General features: G+C 64.4%; 17 protein-coding genes. 9 read left to right on the top strand and 8 right to left on the bottom strand.

What is annotated here, in order from left to right:
• Window positions 1–4 precede the first annotated feature (4 nt).
• Window positions 5–631: an RNA-binding protein gene (locus tag PGP17_RS02370; protein ID WP_270374111.1), complete on the top strand. Its 627-nt coding sequence runs from the start codon at window positions 5–7 to the stop codon at window positions 629–631.
• Between the two features lie 144 nt (window positions 632–775).
• Window positions 776–3,370: a translation initiation factor IF-2 gene (infB, locus tag PGP17_RS02365; RefSeq protein WP_135945660.1), complete on the top strand. Its 2,595-nt coding sequence runs from the start codon at window positions 776–778 to the stop codon at window positions 3,368–3,370.
• 61 nt (window positions 3,371–3,431) lie between these two features.
• On the opposite strand, the gene PGP17_RS02360 is transcribed toward infB, so the two are convergent.
• Both PGP17_RS02360 and PGP17_RS02355 read right to left on the bottom strand, forming a co-directional pair.
• Window positions 3,432–4,280 carry a phytanoyl-CoA dioxygenase family protein gene (locus PGP17_RS02360; RefSeq protein ID WP_135945661.1) on the bottom strand — a complete coding sequence of 283 codons (849 nt, stop codon included), beginning with the start codon at window positions 4,278–4,280 and terminating at the stop codon, window positions 3,432–3,434.
• Window positions 4,277–4,912 (bottom strand): TetR/AcrR family transcriptional regulator, encoded by a 636-nt coding sequence (locus PGP17_RS02355; protein WP_135945662.1) that lies wholly within the window; start codon window positions 4,910–4,912, stop codon window positions 4,277–4,279. The genes PGP17_RS02360 and PGP17_RS02355 overlap by 4 nt, the downstream gene beginning before the upstream one ends.
• A gap of 138 nt (window positions 4,913–5,050) precedes the next feature.
• Between PGP17_RS02355 and PGP17_RS02350 the strand changes: the two genes are divergently transcribed.
• From PGP17_RS02350 to pnp, 5 genes are all read left to right on the top strand, one after another.
• Window positions 5,051–5,512 carry a DMT family transporter gene (locus PGP17_RS02350; protein ID WP_135945663.1) on the top strand — a complete coding sequence of 154 codons (462 nt, stop codon included), beginning with the start codon at window positions 5,051–5,053 and terminating at the stop codon, window positions 5,510–5,512.
• A gap of 98 nt (window positions 5,513–5,610) precedes the next feature.
• A complete protein-coding gene (gene rbfA / locus PGP17_RS02345; protein WP_135945664.1) occupies window positions 5,611–5,997 on the top strand; it encodes a 30S ribosome-binding factor RbfA in 387 nt (128 codons plus the stop codon).
• A gap of 2 nt (window positions 5,998–5,999) precedes the next feature.
• A complete protein-coding gene (truB, locus tag PGP17_RS02340) occupies window positions 6,000–6,953 on the top strand; it encodes a tRNA pseudouridine(55) synthase TruB (protein ID WP_135945665.1) in 954 nt (317 codons plus the stop codon).
• A gap of 221 nt (window positions 6,954–7,174) precedes the next feature.
• Window positions 7,175–7,444, top strand: a complete 270-nt coding sequence (gene rpsO / locus PGP17_RS02335; protein WP_135945666.1) for a 30S ribosomal protein S15 — start codon at window positions 7,175–7,177, stop codon at window positions 7,442–7,444.
• A 91-nt stretch (window positions 7,445–7,535) separates the two neighbouring features.
• Window positions 7,536–9,662: a polyribonucleotide nucleotidyltransferase gene (pnp, locus tag PGP17_RS02330; protein WP_270374110.1), complete on the top strand. Its 2,127-nt coding sequence runs from the start codon at window positions 7,536–7,538 to the stop codon at window positions 9,660–9,662.
• A 123-nt stretch (window positions 9,663–9,785) separates the two neighbouring features.
• On the opposite strand, the gene PGP17_RS02325 is transcribed toward pnp, so the two are convergent.
• From PGP17_RS02325 to PGP17_RS02315, 3 genes are all read right to left on the bottom strand, one after another.
• Window positions 9,786–10,382, bottom strand: coding sequence for a hypothetical protein (locus tag PGP17_RS02325; RefSeq protein WP_270374109.1), 597 nt, complete (start codon window positions 10,380–10,382; stop codon window positions 9,786–9,788).
• A gap of 48 nt (window positions 10,383–10,430) precedes the next feature.
• On the bottom strand, window positions 10,431–11,072 hold the full coding sequence (locus PGP17_RS02320) for a hypothetical protein (RefSeq protein WP_270374108.1): 642 nt from the start codon (window positions 11,070–11,072) through the stop codon (window positions 10,431–10,433).
• A 400-nt stretch (window positions 11,073–11,472) separates the two neighbouring features.
• A complete protein-coding gene (locus tag PGP17_RS02315) occupies window positions 11,473–12,300 on the bottom strand; it encodes a LytTR family DNA-binding domain-containing protein (RefSeq protein WP_270374107.1) in 828 nt (275 codons plus the stop codon).
• A gap of 216 nt (window positions 12,301–12,516) precedes the next feature.
• Between PGP17_RS02315 and PGP17_RS02310 the strand changes: the two genes are divergently transcribed.
• Window positions 12,517–13,710, top strand: a complete 1,194-nt coding sequence (locus tag PGP17_RS02310; RefSeq protein ID WP_270374106.1) for an acyltransferase family protein — start codon at window positions 12,517–12,519, stop codon at window positions 13,708–13,710.
• Window positions 13,711–13,728: 18 nt separating this feature from the next.
• Here the strand turns inward: PGP17_RS02310 and PGP17_RS02305 are convergent, their stop codons facing one another.
• Window positions 13,729–14,553: an enoyl-ACP reductase FabI gene (locus tag PGP17_RS02305; RefSeq protein WP_270374105.1), complete on the bottom strand. Its 825-nt coding sequence runs from the start codon at window positions 14,551–14,553 to the stop codon at window positions 13,729–13,731.
• A gap of 284 nt (window positions 14,554–14,837) precedes the next feature.
• Here PGP17_RS02305 and PGP17_RS02300 point away from each other — a divergent pair, with 284 nt between their 5' ends.
• On the top strand, window positions 14,838–15,764 hold the full coding sequence (locus PGP17_RS02300) for an acyl-CoA desaturase (RefSeq protein ID WP_270374104.1): 927 nt from the start codon (window positions 14,838–14,840) through the stop codon (window positions 15,762–15,764).
• A 122-nt stretch (window positions 15,765–15,886) separates the two neighbouring features.
• Here the strand turns inward: PGP17_RS02300 and fabB are convergent, their stop codons facing one another.
• Complete coding sequence (fabB, locus tag PGP17_RS02295; protein WP_270374103.1) at window positions 15,887–17,101, bottom strand: beta-ketoacyl-ACP synthase I; 1,215 nt, start codon at window positions 17,099–17,101, stop codon at window positions 15,887–15,889.
• Window positions 17,098–17,640, bottom strand: coding sequence for a 3-hydroxyacyl-[acyl-carrier-protein] dehydratase FabA (gene fabA, locus PGP17_RS02290; RefSeq protein WP_270374102.1), 543 nt, complete (start codon window positions 17,638–17,640; stop codon window positions 17,098–17,100). The genes fabB and fabA overlap by 4 nt, the downstream gene beginning before the upstream one ends.
• Between the last annotated feature and the right edge of the window lie 73 nt (window positions 17,641–17,713).

Here is a 17,713-nt window from a genome sequence, read left to right as displayed (position 1 = left end):
TCGGGTGAAGACACCGCGCGAACGGCGCTGCGTCGTTAGCGGGCAGGTTCGCCCCGAGGCAGAGCTGCTTCGTGTGGCTCTGGACCCTGACGGCGTTCTGGTTCCCGACGTGGCCGCGCGTCTTCCCGGGCGTGGCGGCTGGGTCAGTGCCGACCGGGCCAGTGTGGAGAAGGCTGTTGCCAAGCGGCTTTTTTCCCGCGCGTTCGAACGTCAGGTCGAGGCTCCGCCGGATCTGGCAGACCGGTTTGAGGCGCTTCTGGAGGCACGCGCGTTATCTCTTCTGGGGTTAGCGCGCCGCTCCGGGACGCTGGCGTCCGGGTTCGATGCGGTCCGCTTGGGCCTGAAAGCCAAGGCGCGGCCGGGATTGCGGATCGAAGCGAGCGACGGCGCTCGCGACGGTCGGGAGAAACTGGACCGGCTGGCCGAGGCCATCCATCCCGGCCTGTTGGTCGTGGACCGGTTCTCCAGCGACGCGCTGGGCGCGGCTCTTGGTCGCGACCGCGTGGTGCACGCGCTGATGGCCGAGGGCTCGGAAGCGCGAGGATTGCGCCAGACGCTCCAGCGTCTGGCTGGCTTTGCCAAGCCCGATCCCGATCGTGAGGATCGGCGTGAAGGCGCAGAGAACGGTTGAAACGGGCCTGAAGCTGGCTAGGTTAGCGAGCCTTCAAGTCCGGGTCTGGTCTTACCGGACCAGTATAGTCTTGAACAAGACGGCGATGGGCGCGCGGCCGCCCCTCGGCGACCCGTCGCATAAGAGCCGCGAACAAGGACGTGCATGAGCGACGCTGACGAACGCAACACTTCCGGGCGCAAGCCCCTCTCCCTGGGTGGCAACCGAGGCGGCTCCGGCTCAGGCACGGTGCAGCAGAGCTTTGCCCGCGGCCGGTCCAAACAGGTCGTTGTGGAGAAGAAGCGCAAGCGCACTGGCGGTCCCGGCGCAGACAAGCCGGTCCAGGATGCCAAGCCGGAGACGCCGCAGACCTCCAAGGACAAGGCGCGCGCCGCGCGCGCTGCGTTGTCTGCCAAGGCCAAGCAGCTCGGTTTGTCCGAAGAGGAATTGCTGAAGCGTCAGCAGGCGATCATGCGTGCTCGTTCCGAAGCGGCCGACCGTGATGCCAAGCGCAAGGCCGAGGCCGATGAGCTTGAGCGCCGCGATCGCGAGCAGCGCGAGGAGCTCGAGAAGCAGAAGCGCGCCGAAGATGAAGAACGCAAGGCGCGCGAGGAAGAAGCGGCCCGTCTGAAAGCCGAGGAAGAGGCGCGCATCCAGGCCGAGAACGCGGCTGCCGCGATGCCGCCTGAAGATGCCGACCGTGCCAAGCCCTCGCGCAAGCCGGAGAAGGACCGCGCGCCCAAAGAGCACGACGGCGATGCCGGCGGAGACGAGCGCAGCCTGCTCGAAGAGATGGGCGGTCGCGTGAAGAAAAAGGCTGCGGCGCCGGAGAAGTCGTCCGCGACCCGCTCCAAGGAGCCCAAGCGCCGCCAGGGCAAGCTCACGATCCAGAACATTGTCGAGGACGACTCTGATCGCCAGCGTTCGCTCGCCTCGATGCGCCGGGCGCGCGAGCGCGAGAAGCAGCGCCGTGCTCAACAGGGCAAGGGCCGCGACAAGGTTGCTCGCGAAGTCGTCGTGCCCGAGCACATCACTGTTCAGGAACTCGCCAACCGGATGGCGGAGCGCGCTGCCGATATCGTGAAATTCCTGATGCAGCAGGGCCAGATGGTGCGTGCCAACGATACGCTCGACGCCGATGATGCCGAGCTGATCGTGGAAGAATTCGGCCACACGGTGAAACGGGTGTCCGAAGCCGACGTGGAAACCGGCTTCATCTCCTCGGAAGATCCCGAAGAGAGCAAGCAGCCGCGTGCCCCGGTCGTGGCCGTCATGGGCCACGTCGACCACGGCAAGACCTCCCTGCTAGACGCCCTGCGGTCGACTGACGTGGCCGCGGGTGAAGCCGGCGGGATCACCCAGCACATCGGTGCCTATCAGGTTCAGCTCAAGAGCGGCGACAAGATCACCTTCCTGGATACGCCGGGCCACGCGGCCTTTTCCGCGATGCGTTCGCGCGGCGCCCAGGCGACCGATATCGTCATTCTCGTGGTGGCGGCCGATGACGGCGTCATGCCGCAGACGATCGAGGCCATTAATCATGCCAAGGCGTCCGGTGTGCCGATCATCGTTGCCGTGAACAAGGTCGACAAACCCGACGCCAATCCGGACAAGGTCCTGCAGCAGCTGTTGCAGTACGAGATCGTCGTCGAGCAGATGGGCGGCGAAGTCCAAGCCATACCGGTGTCCGCGCTCAAGAAGCAGGGCCTGGAAGAGCTGGCCGAAGCCATCACCCTGCAGTCGGAAATTCTCGAGCTGAAGGCCAATCCCGACCGGTCGGCCGAAGGTGTCGTCATCGAGTCCCAGGTGGACAAGGGCCGCGGCCCTGTTGCCACGGTCCTAGTCAAGCGCGGCACGCTGTCACGCGGCCAGATCGTCGTGGCCGGTTCCCAGTGGGGCAAGGTGCGTGCGCTGGTAAACGAGCGCGGCCAGCAGATGAAGGATGCCGGGCCGTCTTTGCCGGCGGAGATTCTCGGCCTGGACGGCGCGCCGGAACCCGGTGAACTCTTTGCCGTGGTCGAGAGCGAGTCCCGGGCCCGCGAGCTCGTCGACTATCGCCAGCGCCAGCGCCGCGACAAGTCCTCCGGCATGAGCTCGGGCGGAGCTTCGCTCGAGCAGATGATGGCCAAGCTCAAGGACAACGAGGTCCAGGAACTGGCCCTGGTCGTGAAGGCGGACGTGCAAGGGTCGGCCGAAGCGATCTCGAGTTCGCTCGAGAAGCTCGGCAACGAAGAAGTGCGCGCCCGCGTGATTCACGCGGCGCCGGGCGGCGTGTCGGAATCCGACGTTCTGCTGGCCAAGACCTCCGGGTCGCCGATCTTCGCCTTCAATGTCCGCGCCAACAAGCAGGCCCGAGAGCTGGCCGAGGCCGAGGGCGTGGAGATCCGCTACTACTCGGTGATCTACGATGTTCTCGACGATGTGAAGAACACGATGGAAGGCCTGCTTGCGCCTGAAAAGCGCGAAACCTTCATCGGCTATGCCGAAGTGCTGGAAGTCTTCAACATTTCCAAACTGGGCAAGGTCGCCGGTTGCCGCGTCACCGAAGGCGTGGTGCGCCGCGGTTCGGGTGTGCGCCTGCTGCGCAACGACACGGTCATCCACGAAGGCCAGCTGTCTACGCTGAAGCGCTTCAAGGACGAGGTCAGTGAAGTGCGCGCCGGGACAGAGTGCGGCATGGGCTTCGAGAATTATCACGACATCCAGGTCGGCGATAAGATCGAGTGCTTCACCGTGGAAGAGTTCAAACGCACGCTCTAGAGCTGCGATCTTCGCGAATGTCACGAAAAGGGCGGCTCCTGGCGGGCCGCCCTTTTCTGTGTCAGGTGCCCAAGAGCCGCCTGGGATGCATGCCGTCCACGTGCCCCATGAACGGAGGATGGATCTGGTAGCCCAGCAGGGAAGGCAGCGGCGGTTCGAGCCCGGCCACGGCGTTCGGCGGGACCGCCAGAGCCATGGCCTCCTGCGTTCGCAGCCACGGGGCGCAATATTGCGCGGTCAAGGCCAGTCGGCTCCGGCCGGTGACATTCTCACCGCCGGCGTGCCAGAAGCCGCCGTGAAAGACCAGCGCGTCGCCGGGGTCCATGATGGCGGTGACAGCAGGGTCCTGCGGGCCGGGCTCGCGGCCGGCCGGCCAGAGATGGCTGCCAGGCCAGCCGCACGTCGCGCCATTCTCCCGGGTAAACGAATCGAAAGCCCAGATCACGGAAAGGCCATGGCGGGCATCGGGCCGCATGTCAGGGTAGAAACCGTCGTCGGCGTGAGGTAGCTGCGATGATTCACCCGGGCCGATATTGATGGCCAGACAGGCGGAAAGAAGCGGATGCGCGTGCAGGCGCGCCTCAAGGAATCCAAGAATCTGCGGATGGGCGATGAGTGGATCGAGCGCCCGTGTCTTGGCTAGAAGCGCATAGGCGCGCTGGGTGTTGAACCCTTCGAAATTATTACGTCCGGTCGGGCCCAGCACACCGCGCAGGGCGTCTTCCGCGCGCTCGCGGACTTGCGTCTCGATCAGGCCCTTCAAAATCACGAATCCGTCCCGGTCGTAGAGCGCGAGCGTCTCGGGGTCCGGCGCGATTGTCTGGACAGTGGAGCGCCGGTGGGTGCCGGCGAGGTCGGCCGTAAACAGATCGCTGGAACGTTCGACCGTCTTGCCGCGCGGTTCGGTCATGACTTGCTCCCTTCTCTCAGGCCCAGACTTTGCGCAATAAGAATCCAGATGGCGCCGGCCAGCCGCTCGGGATCGGGCCTGATTTCCATAAGGAGGGCCGCGCCGACACTCTGGCGCAGGCCGCCCAGGACGAAGGCAGCGGCCAGGTGCGGATCGACCTGACGGGGCAGGTCCCCGTCTGCCTGCCCGCGGGCGATATTCTGGCTGCCGCGTTCGACCAGCCGGGCCATGCAACTTGCCTCGGCGTTGACAACCGGTGTCGAGCGGCCGAGCGGCCCGAACAGGGTCGCGGTGAACGGATCCTCGACGAGGAAGCGCACGCTGGCGCGTACGCGCTGTATTTCCCGCTGCGGCCAGCTTTCACCGCGATAGGTCGCGTTCGCCGTCCGGTCGTAGCGGGCGTAGAAGTCCTCCACGACAGCGGAGACGAGCCCATCCTTCGAGCCGAAGTGGTGATAGGCCAGCCCCGCAGACACACCGGCCCGCGCAGCGATCTCGGACATTTCGGCATGTCCCTCGCCACCAATGAGGACGCTCCGGGCCGCATCGATCAGCCTCTCCCGGCTCTCCCGGCCGCGGGGCCGGACACGCGGTGCGGCACCGGTCGGATGGGCGACTGGCGGACTCGTCATCGAGCTTCTCCCGTATTCTGGAATGAAACTGAATTGAATTCAATTCAGAGTCAACGCAGACAATGCGGCCAGACGCGGAACGCTCTTGCGCGGACCGGGTTTGCCTTGTGACGGACCCAGGAATTTGAAAGGGGTTTGATGAATCTCTCCCAGCTTTTTCCCATCTTGATGGTGACCCTCGCCGGCGGAGCAGTGGCGACCCAGCCCGCGTTCAACAGCCAGCTCGCGGCTCTCCTCGGTTCACCCCTGCGGGCCGCCCTTGTCAGTTTCACCGCCGGGGCGACTGTGCTCTTCGCGATTGTCGGCGCGCTCGTCATCCGCACCGGCTTGCCGAGTGCAGAGACAGTATCGCGGGTCCCGCCCCACCTGTGGATAGCCGGCGGCGTGCTGGGTGCGCTGTTCGTGTCCACCGCAGCCTGGGCGACACCCAAGATCGGCGCGGGCGCATTCTTCGCAACCCTGATCGCGGCGCAACTGACGCTTTCGCTTGTTCTCGACCATTACGGCCTTCTCGGGCTGGAGGTAAGGCCGGCCAACTGGATCCGTATTGCAGGAGTTGCGCTTCTTTTTGCCGGCGGCCTCATGGTGGTGCGCGGCTAGGGCTTGCCAGCTTGCAGCCGAGCGCGTATCACCCGCCCCCTTTCCAGGGGCGCTCCGGTTCGATCCCGGCCCGTCCGAGCGGAAACAAGGACACACCCATGAAGACCCAATCCCAGCGCCAGTTGCGCGGCGGTGAACTTGTCCGCCGCGCGGTTGCCGACATCATTGCCGAGGGTCATCTGCATGACCGCGCGCTCGATGGTGTCTCGATCACCATCACCGAGGCGCGCATGAGTCCGGACATGCGCCATGCGACGGTGTTCATCTCCGCCCTGGGTCTGGAAGACCCGAACGTCGTGGCGGCCGGCCTCAACCGGGCCCATGGCTTCATTCAGAAAGAGCTGGGCCGCCAGATCGAGATGAAGTTCACGCCCAAGTTGGTCTTCCGGCCCGACGACCGGTTCGAGGAAGCCCAGCATGTGGAAGAAATTCTCGACCGACCGGGCGTAAAGCGCGATCTCGAGGGCGATGGAGGCGAGAGCTAGCCATGGCACGGCGCAAGAAGGGCCGGCCGGTCCACGGCTGGATCAATCTGGACAAGCCGCTCGACATGACGTCGACACAAGCGGTGTCGGCGGTCCGGCGTATCTTCGATGCGAAAAAAGCCGGCCATGCCGGGACGCTGGACCCGCTCGCCAGCGGCGTCCTTCCCATCGCCCTGGGCGAAGCGACCAAGACCGTGCCATTCGCTCAGGAAGCGGGCAAGGTTTACCGCTTCACGGTGCGCTGGGGCGAGGAAACCACGACCTTCGATGCCGAGGGCGAAGTGGTCCGGGATAGTCCGGTCCGCCCGGACGAGGAAGCGCTGCGCGCCGCACTTCCCGCATTCACCGGCACGATCGAGCAAATTCCGCCCGCCTATTCGGCCATCAAGGTCGATGGCGAACGCGCCTACGATCTGGCGCGGGCCGGAGAAACGGTCGAGCTGCAAGCGCGAGAGATCGAAATCTCACACCTGCACCTCCTCGGCATGCCCGAGGCGGATCTCGCAGTGCTGGAGATGGGCTGTGGCAAGGGCGCCTATGTCAGAGCCCTGGCGCGCGATCTGGCCGCCGAGCTGGGTACGGTCGCCCATGTCGCGGCACTGCGCCGCGTCAAGGTCGGCCCCTTCGATGCTGCCAATTCGATCACCCTGGATGGGCTGCGCGCCCTGGCCGAAGAGGGGCGCGCCGATGAAGCCCTGCTTCCGCTGGAGACGGCCCTGGCCGAGCTGCCCAGTGTCGCTGTCACCGAGGACGAGGTTTTCGAGTTGCGCCAGGGTCGTGCCATCGTGCTGCTGCCGAACGCGGCTCAGTCCCTCAAGGCCGCCCGCCAGCCGCGCGAAATTGCCGGCAAGGACTATTCGCGCGCCGCACTGGCCATGGGCCATGACCGGGCTATCGCGATCGGCGAGGCGAAAGCAGGCAGATTCGCCCCCGTCCGTGTCTTCCAGTGGGGTTAGCGGCGGCCGCTGCCCCCCTTGGCAGCTACCGGGACACTGCCCATATAAGAATCGCGACACACGACAGGCTGAGGCCTGTAAGGGCCAGCGCCCGCGAAGGGTATTCTCCTTGCCTTCGTGCGCCCTTTCGTTGATAAGGCCCGTTCGAAGATGGACCCTGCTGGACGGTATCCCGGCCGGGCCTTTGACATCCACCCGACACCGAGACGAGACCGAAACACATGTCGATCACCGCTGAACGCAAAGCCGAACTGATCAAGGAAAATGCCCGCGAAGCCAACGACACCGGATCTCCGGAAGTCCAGGTTGCGGTGCTGACCGAGCGGATCGCCAACCTCACAGAACACTTCAAGACCCACAAGAAAGACAACCATTCCCGGCGGGGGCTCTTGAAGCTGGTTTCCCAGCGCCGCCGGCTTCTCGACTATCTGGCCCGTATCGATAACGATCGCTACAAGGCCCTGATCGCGAAGCTGGGACTGCGTCGCTAGACCGACCCATGCGAAACGCCGGCCGCCAACGGGCGCGCCGGCGTTTCACTATCCCGACACCGCCGGGATCCATCCGTACGTATGAGAGAACATGTTCGATATTCAAAAAGAGACGATTGAGTGGGCCGGCCGCGAGCTGACCCTGGAAACCGGCCGCATGGCCCGTCAGGCTGACGGTGCGGTGCTGGTCACTTATGGCGAGACGTCTGTCCTCGCGACCGCTGTTGGCGTGAAAGAAGCCAAGCCGGGCGCGGACTTCTTCCCGCTGACCGTGAACTATCAGGAGAAGTATTTCGCCGCGGGCAAGATCCCCGGCGGCTTCTTCAAGCGCGAGGGCCGTCCGACCGACAAGGAGACGCTGACGTCTCGCCTGATCGACCGGCCGATCCGCCCGCTCTTCCCGAAAGGGTTCAAGAACGAAGTGCAGGTGATGCTGACCGTTCTGTCCCACGATCTGGAAAACGATCCCGATATTCCGGCCATGATCGGCGCGTCTGCCGCGCTGGTCCTGTCCGGCCTACCCTTCCTGGGCCCGATCGGCGCTGCGCGCGTGGGCTACATGAATGGCGAATACGTCATCAACCCGAGCGTGGCCGATCTTGACGACAGCGAGCTCGATCTCGTGGTCGCGGGCACCGGCGATGCGGTGATGATGGTCGAATCCGAAGCCAAGGAGCTCTCGGAGGAGATCATGCTCGGTGCTGTCATGGCGGGCCACGAGGCCTTCCAGCCGGTGATCGACGCGATCATCAACCTTGCTGAAAAAGCGGCGAAAGAGCCGTGGGACTACACGCCGGAAGACCATTCTGATCTTGCAGCCAAGGTGAAGGACCTCGTCGGGTCCGACATCGAGAAGGCTTACAAGATCAAGGACAAGACCGCGCGTCAGGAAGCCGTCGGTGCCGCCAAGCAAAAAGCGATCGATGCGTTTGCTGCCAGCGAGGACAATCCGGATGGCGTCGACAAGGCGGTTCTCAAGGATGTGCTGAAGGGCGTTGAATCCAGCGTCGTTCGCGGCGGCATCATCAAGACCGGCAAACGGATCGACGGCCGCAAGCTGGACGAGGTCCGCTCGATCGTGTCCGAAGCCGGCATCCTGCCGCGCACGCACGGTTCGGCCCTGTTCACGCGTGGCGAGACCCAGGCGCTGGTCGTCGCGACGCTGGGCACCGGCGAGGACGAGCAGTTCATCGACGCGCTGACGGGGACGTACAAGGAGCGCTTCATGCTCCATTACAACTTCCCGCCCTACTCCGTCGGTGAAACCAGCTTCCGCCTCGCTCCCGGCCGCCGCGAAATCGGCCACGGCAAGCTGGCCTGGCGGGCCCTTCGCGCCGTCATGCCCGGTGTGGAAGACTTCCCGTACACCGTGCGCCTGGTCTCCGAGATCACCGAATCCAACGGATCGTCGTCCATGGCGACCGTGTGCGGCGGCTCGCTCGCCCTCATGGATGCCGGCGTGCCGATCGCACGCCCGGTGTCCGGCATCGCCATGGGTCTGATCAAGGATCCGGACGGGGTTGCCGTCCTGTCCGACATTCTGGGTGACGAAGATCACCTCGGCGACATGGACTTCAAGGTGGCCGGCACCGAGATGGGTGTCACCAGCCTGCAGATGGACATCAAGATCGCCGGGATTACCCAGGACATCATGCAGACGGCTCTGGACCAGGCCAAAGGCGGCCGGGCCCATATCCTGGACGAGATGAACAAGGCCCTGACCGGCGCCCGCGAAGAAGTCGGCCAGTACGCGCCGCGTATCGAGACCATCACCATCCCGGTCGACAAGATCCGTGACGTGATCGGTTCGGGCGGCAAGGTCATTCGCCAGATCGTGGAAGAAACCGGTGCCAAGGTCGACGTCAACGACGATGGCGTGATCAAGGTCTCGTCCTCGGACGGCGCCTCGATCAAGGCGGCGCTCGACTGGATCCACGGTCTCACCGCCGAGCCGGAAGAGGGCCAGATCTACAAGGGCAAGGTCGTCAAGGTCATGGACTTTGGCGCCTTCGTGAATTTCTTCGGTCCCAAGGACGGGCTGGTTCACGTCTCCCAGCTGAAGGAAGAGCGCGTCAACCATCCCAAGGATGTCGTCGCCGAAGGCCAGGAAGTCTACGTGAAGCTTCTCGGCTTCGACGATCGCGGCAAGGTCCGCCTGTCGATGAAGGAAGTCGACCAGGAGACTGGCGAAGAAATGGCCAAGGGCGGCGAAGGCTGATCCTCCAGCCTCCGGCTTTCAAAGCCTGAAACAAGAGCCCCCGCCAGCGATCGCTGGCGGGGATTTTGTTGCGATTCAGCGACGGCGGGCCAGTGCTGGCGGTTTGCCAGACATGCGGAGACGCTAGAACGCCGCCTGTACGCCGACGGCGATCACATTGGTCTCGGCGTCGGACTCCGACCAGCTTGTCCCGTCGGCAAAGTTGCCGCCAGACAGGAAGTTGAGCGGAACCCAGCCCCTGGTGTGGATGAGTTCGCCGAACAGATTGACGTTCGGCACCACGAAGTAGGAGGCCCCGAATACGTACTGGTCCTGGCGTTCCCATGGCGCGCCGTCGTCGCCGGAGATGAAGCGGCTGAACTCGGCGCTCAGTGCGAAATCGTCCTCGCGGTGAAGATTCATCCAGTAGCGCCCGCCCAGGGTGAACGACTCCGCCTTGACCGCTTCGAATTGGGAATAGAACGGCACCGGCGAGGCCGTGCCGGGCCACTCCTCGGTCGTGCTGCCATACTCGGCGAGAAGCTCGAACGCCCCGAGTTCGGCGCGCGAATAGACGGCCCAGGCCGGGTTGTTGTCGTCGCACGGGTTGAAGTGGAAGACCGGATAAGCCTGGCAATACGCGCTCGCATGGGTGTAGCTGGCCCCGACCATGACGCTGCCCGCATCGAGCGCTGCGGTGTAGTTGGCGTCGAACGTGAAATTGTTCACGCGGCTCGGCACGGCGGTGTCTTCGACCGGCGCGTTGTGAGCGCGGAACTGAGCCCCTCCCTAGATTGCCATGGCCCGCAGGTGGAGGCCATTATTGTAGTAGCCGGCGAGACCCCCATAGGCGAGGCCGGCAAAGGCATGCCAGTTCGTGGAGTTGGTGAACGGGCTGACCGTGTCGTTCAAGCCAAAGGGCGTGTCCATCTTGCCGACGGCGACGTAGACCGGGCGCTCGTCCAGATTGCCCCACATCACCCAGCCCCGGCGCAGCTGAATCTGGTTGCGGTTGAGATCGGTCAATGTGCCCGAGCCGAAGCTCTGCTCAGGATCGTAAAGAAGCTCGACATAGCTGGTGATGTCGTTCGTCAGCCGGCCGGTGACCGCGATCTGCACATTGTGAATCACGAACTCTGACACCGTCTCGCCAATCTGGTTGGCCGAGGTCGGGTGACGCATCAGCCAGCCGAATTTCGTGTTGGAATTGGATTCCTGATAGTCGGCCAGCACGGTGATCTCGCCACCGAGGGTGACCCGGTTGTTCAGCTCGCCGCTCTGGATCGCGCGCAGCTGGACAAGTTGCCGCGTATTCGTCGTCTCGGCGTGGTCGAGCATGGCGAAGGAATAGGCCGAGTTCATCCCGACGAACTGGTCGCCGAGCGTACGCGACGGCTCTGCGCCCGGCGCAGCTTCGGGACGCGTCAGCACTTCCGGGTCATCGGTCTCGCGCGCTGCCGTATGGGTCAGGTCGCGGGCCGGTGCAGCGGTCGCGGCTGGAGCGCGCGGGTCCAGTGCGCCTTGCGCTTCAAGATAGTCGAGCAGGCGGCGATTAGTCTCTTAAAGTTGCTCGATGCGCGCTTCGAGTTCGGCAATTCGATCCTCGCCGGGATCGCTCAGGGCCGGTGCGCCAACGGTCAACGCGAGCAGGCTCGCTCCGGTAATCATAGCAAGTTTCATGGATGTCCCTTTTGTCCCCGCAGGGGTGATAACCCTGCTCCGGGGAGGGCTTATACGGACGCTCACAACCAAATCCTAAACATTCTCCGTTGCCTGCGAGATTTCGCCTGTGGAAAAGAAGGCTGTCGCGGTATGGACGGTCGGGACGGGGTCAGCCCCTCAGACGGTCGCGAAAGCGCCGGCTGACCGGGATGCAGGCGCCGTCCTCCAGGACCGCCTCCGCATCACCGTCTGCGGCCGGGATGATCTCACGCACCGCCTGGCGGGCCACGAGATGGGAGCGATGCACCCGCACCGGGTCGCGGCCGGCCTCGTTCAGCAGCCGCTCCAGCTCGGTCAGCGTGATGCGGGCGAGGTGGCTGCCGGCGCGCGTGCGGATTTCAGCGTAGTTGCCCGCAGCCGCAGCTGACAGAATTTCGCCGGCCGGGAGGCGCAGTTCGCGCCCGCCGCAGCGCAGTGTGATGATATTCTCGGCCCGGGCATCCCTGCGGGCAGCGCGGGCCTGCTGCACCGCGTCTTCACGCGCCCGGAAGACCGCGAGAATTGCCAGGATCAGCGCATAGGACAGCACGTCCTTGCGGTATTCATAGACCAGTTCGCCCCAGAGCTGGCCGTCCAGCCCGTACTGCCGCCCGAAAAGAACCGGCCACAACACCGTGCGCATGGCGTTCATGGCCGCGATATGGACCAGGGAAAACACCGTCCCGCCCAGAAGATGGATAGGCAGCGAGGTGCGCCAGGAGTCCAGCGTGGCAGGGGCGCGGCGTTCAAGCAGGGCCACGGGCACGAACAGGGCGAGGATGGTCAGGTTGCTGGTGCCTTCGAGGACAAGAGCGCGGACCCAGCCCCCGGTCTCGCCGGCGCGGCGCCATTCCTCCGCCGCGGAAAGACCGTTGACCAGCCAGAAACCGACCGAGGCAATCGCGAAGAAGGCGAAGGCGTGGCGCAGGACGCGGTGTTCAAGATCGGGGGTCGTCATGGTCAGGATCGCAGGGGCGGTTCAAGAAGAGGGCGATCATGGCGGGTGTCGCCGTCTCCGCCTAGCGTCTCTGCACGCCGCTTGCCCCGGACATGCCGCCGATTGTCCCCGGCGTAGCACCGTCCATCCCGCCGGCCTTCCCCTCGTCCCTTCAGGCGTGCCGCCAGCGTCGAAACAGGGCCTCCTGAGCGCACGATCTGAGGAGAGACCCCGACCATGCCCGCCGGCACGCATTCTACCCGCCGCTACGATCTGGACTGGCTGCGTATCATCGCATTCGCCCTGCTGGTCTTCTACCACGTGGGCATGTTCTACACGCCCTGGGAGTGGCACGTGAAAAGCGTGCATGCAGGACCGGGCGCCGAGCCGCTCATGAGCCTGCTCAATCCCTGGCGCCTCTCGCTGCTCTTCTTCATCTCCGGGGTGGCGTTCGCCTATCTCCACGACAAGCAAGGGGGTGCATGGCGCTTTGCGCGTGAACGAATCGTCCGTCTGCTTCCGGTGATCGTGTTCGGCATGATCGTCGTGGTGATGCCCCAGACCTACTTCCAGCTGCGCGAGGCGGGCGAGATCGAGCCGGGACTCCTCGCGTTTTGGCCGCGCTACATCATCGGATGGGAGATAGCCGGGATCGAGGTCCCGACATGGAACCACCTCTGGTACGTCGTCTATCTCTTCGTCTACGCACTTCTGCTTGCGCCGGTCCTGGGACTGCTCAAACGGGTCGGGCGAGGCCCCGGTGCCGCGTTCGGCGCTCTGCTTGCCACGCGCCTTGGGCCGCTGGTGGCGCTGACCCTTCCTGTCCTGCCATTCCTGGCCTACCGGGTCCTGCTGGTTCCTCATTTCGAGACCACGCACAACCTGGTCGAGGACTGGGCCAATCACGCAATCAGCCTGACCTATCTGCTTTACGGGGTGTTCGCGGCGCGCAGCGAGCGCTTCTGGCAATGCGTGGACCGGACCCTGCCCTATGCCTTGACGCTGACACTTGTTCTTGGCGCCGGGCTCACAGTCGTCTGGCAAAACTGGGAAGCATTCACGACCGGCCCCGTCGAACTGTGGGCCGCGCGCTCCGGACGGGTGGTCTATGCCTGGACGGCAATCCTCACCCTGCTGGGAGTTGGCCGGCGTTTCCTCTCGGCGGACGGGCCGGCGCGGCGCTATCTCACCGAGGCGGTCTTTCCGGTCTACATCCTGCACCAGACGATCACCGTCGCCGCCGGCTACGCGCTGACGCGTACCGGGCTGGGGCTCTGGCCGGAATTCGCGCTTCTCACCCTCATCACCTTCGCCGGCTCATTGCTCGGATTTGAGGCGGCCCGGCGGATCTGGTTCCTGCGCCCGGTGATGGGCCTGAAGCCGAAACTCAGGCAGGAAAAGGCCCCCGCCGCTGAAACGAAGGGGGCCTGATGGACGCAGTGCGGCGGGCTATTCCTCGATATCGGGGACGCCGACCGCGTGGAAACCGGCATCGACATGCAGGACTTCGCCGGTGCACGACTTGCCCAGATCGGAGAGCAGGTAGAGGGCCGAACCCGCCACGCCTTCGATCGTGGTGTCTTCCTTGAGCATGGACCAGTCCTTGCCCGTCTTCATCAGGGTGCGGCCGCCGGAAATCCCGGCCATGGCCAGTGTGCGCATCGGGCCGGCCGAGATCGCGTTCACGCGAATTCCGAGCGGGCCGAGATCGCGGGCGATGTAGCGGGTCGAGGCTTCCAGGGCCGCCTTGGCCACGCCCATCACGTTGTAATTGGGCACGACGCGTTCGGAGCCGAGATAGGTCATCGAGATGATCGAGCCGCCGCCCTCATCCTTCGAGGGCATGAGCGCGCTGGCGCGGCGCGAGGCATCGACGAAGGAATACGCCGAAATGTCCATGGCGCGCCTGAAGCCTTCGCGCGTGGTGTTGTGGGTGAAGCTGCCCTGCAGCTCGTCCTTGCCGGCAAAGGCGATCGCATGGACCAGGAAATCCAGTCTGCCCCACTTGTCTTCAAGGGTCTTGAAGCAGGCTTCCATGGAGGCGTCGTCAGACACGTCGGCGGTCACCATGAAAGGCTCGTCGCCGAGGCTTTCAACCAGCGGACGCACGCGCTTTTCCAGCGCTTCGTCCTGGTAGGAGAAGGCCAGTTCCGCGCCCTGGGCATGCAGCTGCCGGGCAATCCCCCAGGCAATGGAGTTCTTGTTCGCGACGCCCATGACGAGGCCGCGCTTGCCCTTCATCAGATCGCCGGCGGGGAAAACGGTGTCGGACATGGAATGGCCCTCTTTGTCGGATATCCAGAACACAACGGCTTGGCGTTGCGTCCGCTCTGCGGCGGGACTGCCGCCCAATCTTCAACTCCCGTCTGGACATACAAGATGGACTTTCACGCGTCGAGCCACGCCTTGCGCGCTTGCGCAAGCTTTCAACAACAGGAATTGTGTTTCTGTAAGTGAGCCGTGCTCTTTTGAGCGCCGCCAGACCGTGAGACACTTCTGATCTGCCCCTGCCGAGGCCGTGCACTCCGCGGTCCCCGTCGACTAGGACTTGTCGTTCCATGAGCCGAACCCCAATCGCCCGCTCCCAATCCATCGAAAAGACCTGGGCCAACCTGAATTGGCCCAGCGTGTTTGCTGCCATCATCTATCCGCTGCTCGGCGTCGTCGGCGTCGTTGGCGCGATCGTCGCGGGCCTTGCCCTCGACAGTCTCGCCTTCTCCTGGTGGTTCGTGCCGCTCGCAATGGCCGTGGGTGCCGCCACGCTGGTCGTCTGCAATCTGGGTATCGGCGTCCTGCACCGGATCTGGCAGCACAAGGCGGGTGAGCTGAAATGGCCGGCCCAGATTCTCACGCTCGTGCATTGCCTCGTCGCCATGCAGGGCGAGATCAAGGACTGGGTCAATTACCACTCCCAGCACCACCGCCTGTCCGACAAGCCGGGCGATCCGCACAATCCGCACGAGAGCAAGGCCTGGGCCTGGATCGGCTGGCTGATCTGGCGCGACCGCAATGACATGAAGCGTCCCCTGGCGATGTGGCTGCGCGACATCCCGGGCGTGTCTTTCGTTGACCGCAACTACAATCTGATGAGCCTGCTGATCCACCTGCTCGTGCCGGCGGCGATCTACGCCATCGTGGCGTTGACGGGCGGCTCGCTGCTCCTGACCTTCCTGCTGCATGCCTCGGCCGTGACGGCGCGTGGTGTGCAGTTTCACGCCACAACGCTGGGTGTGAATGTGGTCGGTCACCTCAAGGCGCCGGCCTGGCTGGAATGGATGCTCGCGCTGCTGACCGGCGGAGAAGCCATTCACGGCCATCACCACGACTATCCGGCCAGCGCCCTGCACCTGCCGCGCAAGGGCCTGATCAACCGCATCGTCGACTATAACGGCACGGCTCTTCTGATTTTCGAAAAGCTGAACTGGGCCAAGAATTTGCAGATCGCGCCGATGTTCGCGGAGCCTGTCCGGGTGAAGGCGGAATAGGCAGACAAGTCTGTATCCCCGGTCCGCGCTCTTCGAGCGCGTCCGGGATTTTGGGAAACGTGACAAGCAAAAAAGGCCGCGGCGTAGCCGCGGCCTTTTTCATGCGCGTGTGAACGCCAGGCCTAGTCCGGCCGGCCCATGATCAGCGTCCCGTTCGTGCCGCCAAAACCGAAGGAATTGGACAGGCAGGTATTGACCTCCTGGTGCTTCGTTTCGGTGACGACAGGCAGATCGCCGATTTCCGGGTCCATCTCCTCGATATTGATCGAGGGCGCCACGAAGCCGTCACGCATCATGAGGAGGCAATAGATGGCTTCCTGGACGCCGGCGCCGCCGAGACAGTGGCCGGTCATCGACTTGGTGCCCGAGATGAGCGGAGGCTTCGCGCCAAAGACTTCGCGGATGGCGCGTGCTTCTGCGATGTCGCCGACCGGCGTCGCCGTGGCATGCGGGTTGATATAGTCGACCGTGCGGCCGCCGGCTTCATCCAGGGCGAGCTTCATCGACCGCGCGGCGCCTTCGCCGGACGGGGCGACCATGTCATACCCGTCGCTGGTCGCGCCATAACCCAGGATTTCGGCGTAGATCGTCGCGCCGCGGGCCTTGGCCCGCTCATATTCCTCAAGCACCACGATACCGGCGCCGCCGGCAATGACGAAGCCGTCGCGGTTCTTGTCGAACGGCCGCGAGGCCTTCTCCGGCGTCTCGTTATAGCCGCTGCTCATCGCCCCCATCGCATCGAAGAGGTTGGACAGCGACCATTCGAGCTCTTCCCCGCCGCCGGCGAAGACGATGTCCTGCTTGCCCCAGGCAATCTGCTCGGCAGCCGCGCCCATGCAGTGCAGCGAGGTCGTGCAGGCCGAGCTGATCGAATAGTTCAGGCCCTTGATCTTGAACGGCGTGGCGAGCGTGGCCGACGCGGTGGAGCACATCGCCTTGGGTACGGCAAACGGACCGATCCGCTTGGGACCTTTTTCGCGCGTGATGTCGGCAGCCTTGACGATCGCCTCGGTCGAAGGGCCGCCGGTGCCGACGATCAGGCCAGTGCGCTCATGGCTGACCTCATCGGGCGCCAGGCCGGCATCGGCAATGGCCTGCTCCATCGACATGTAGCACCAGCCTGAGCCTTCGCCCATGAAGCGATAGGCGCGCTTGTCCACATGCTCGGCCGGATTAACCGAAGGACGCGCGTGAACCTGGCACCGAAAACCGAGATCGGCATAGTCTTGCGCCTTGACGACGCCTGACTTGCCGGCCTTCAAGCTTTTGGCAACCGCATCGGCGTTTTCGCCAATGGCAGAAACGATCCCGATGCCCGTGACGACAACTCGCCTCATGCACTCGCTCCCGATTTCGACATTTCTTCCGGGCGGAACAGACCGACCCGCATGTCCTTGGCAGTGTAGATAACCTGCCCGTCAGCTTCCACGTGGCCATCGGCAATGCCGAGTACAAGCTTGCGCATGATGACCCGCTTGAGATCAATCACATATCGCACGTGTTTGACGCCGGGCGTGACCTGGCCGGTGAATTTCACCTCGCCCACGCCCAGCGCGCGGCCCTTGCCGGGCGCACCCGACCAGCCAAGGAAAAAGCCGACCAGCTGCCACATTGCGTCCAGGCCCAGGCAGCCCGGCATCACCGGATCGCCTTCGAAATGGCATTTGAAGAACCAGAGCTCCGGATCGATGTCGAGCTCGGCGACGATGTGACCCTTGCCGTGAGCGCCGCCATCCTGGGTTATGGTCTCGATGCGGTCGAACATCAGCATTGGCGGCAGGGGCAGCTGGGCATTGCCCGGCCCGAAAAGCTCGCCATGGCCGCAGGCCAGAAGGTCTTCGTAGGAATAGCTGTTCTTGCGTTCAAACTGGGTCAAGAGGGATGGGTCCTTGATTGGCTGGGCCATGAGCCGGCCCGGCGCGCCCCGAGGGGTGCTGTCAGCTCCTGTC

It is taken from the genome of Marinicauda sp. Alg238-R41, assembly GCF_947331485.1.
Classification (GTDB): domain Bacteria; phylum Pseudomonadota; class Alphaproteobacteria; order Caulobacterales; family Maricaulaceae; genus Marinicauda; species Marinicauda pacifica.
The sequence above is the reverse complement of the archived record's forward strand: the minus strand, read 5'-3'. Positions and strand labels throughout refer to the sequence as shown.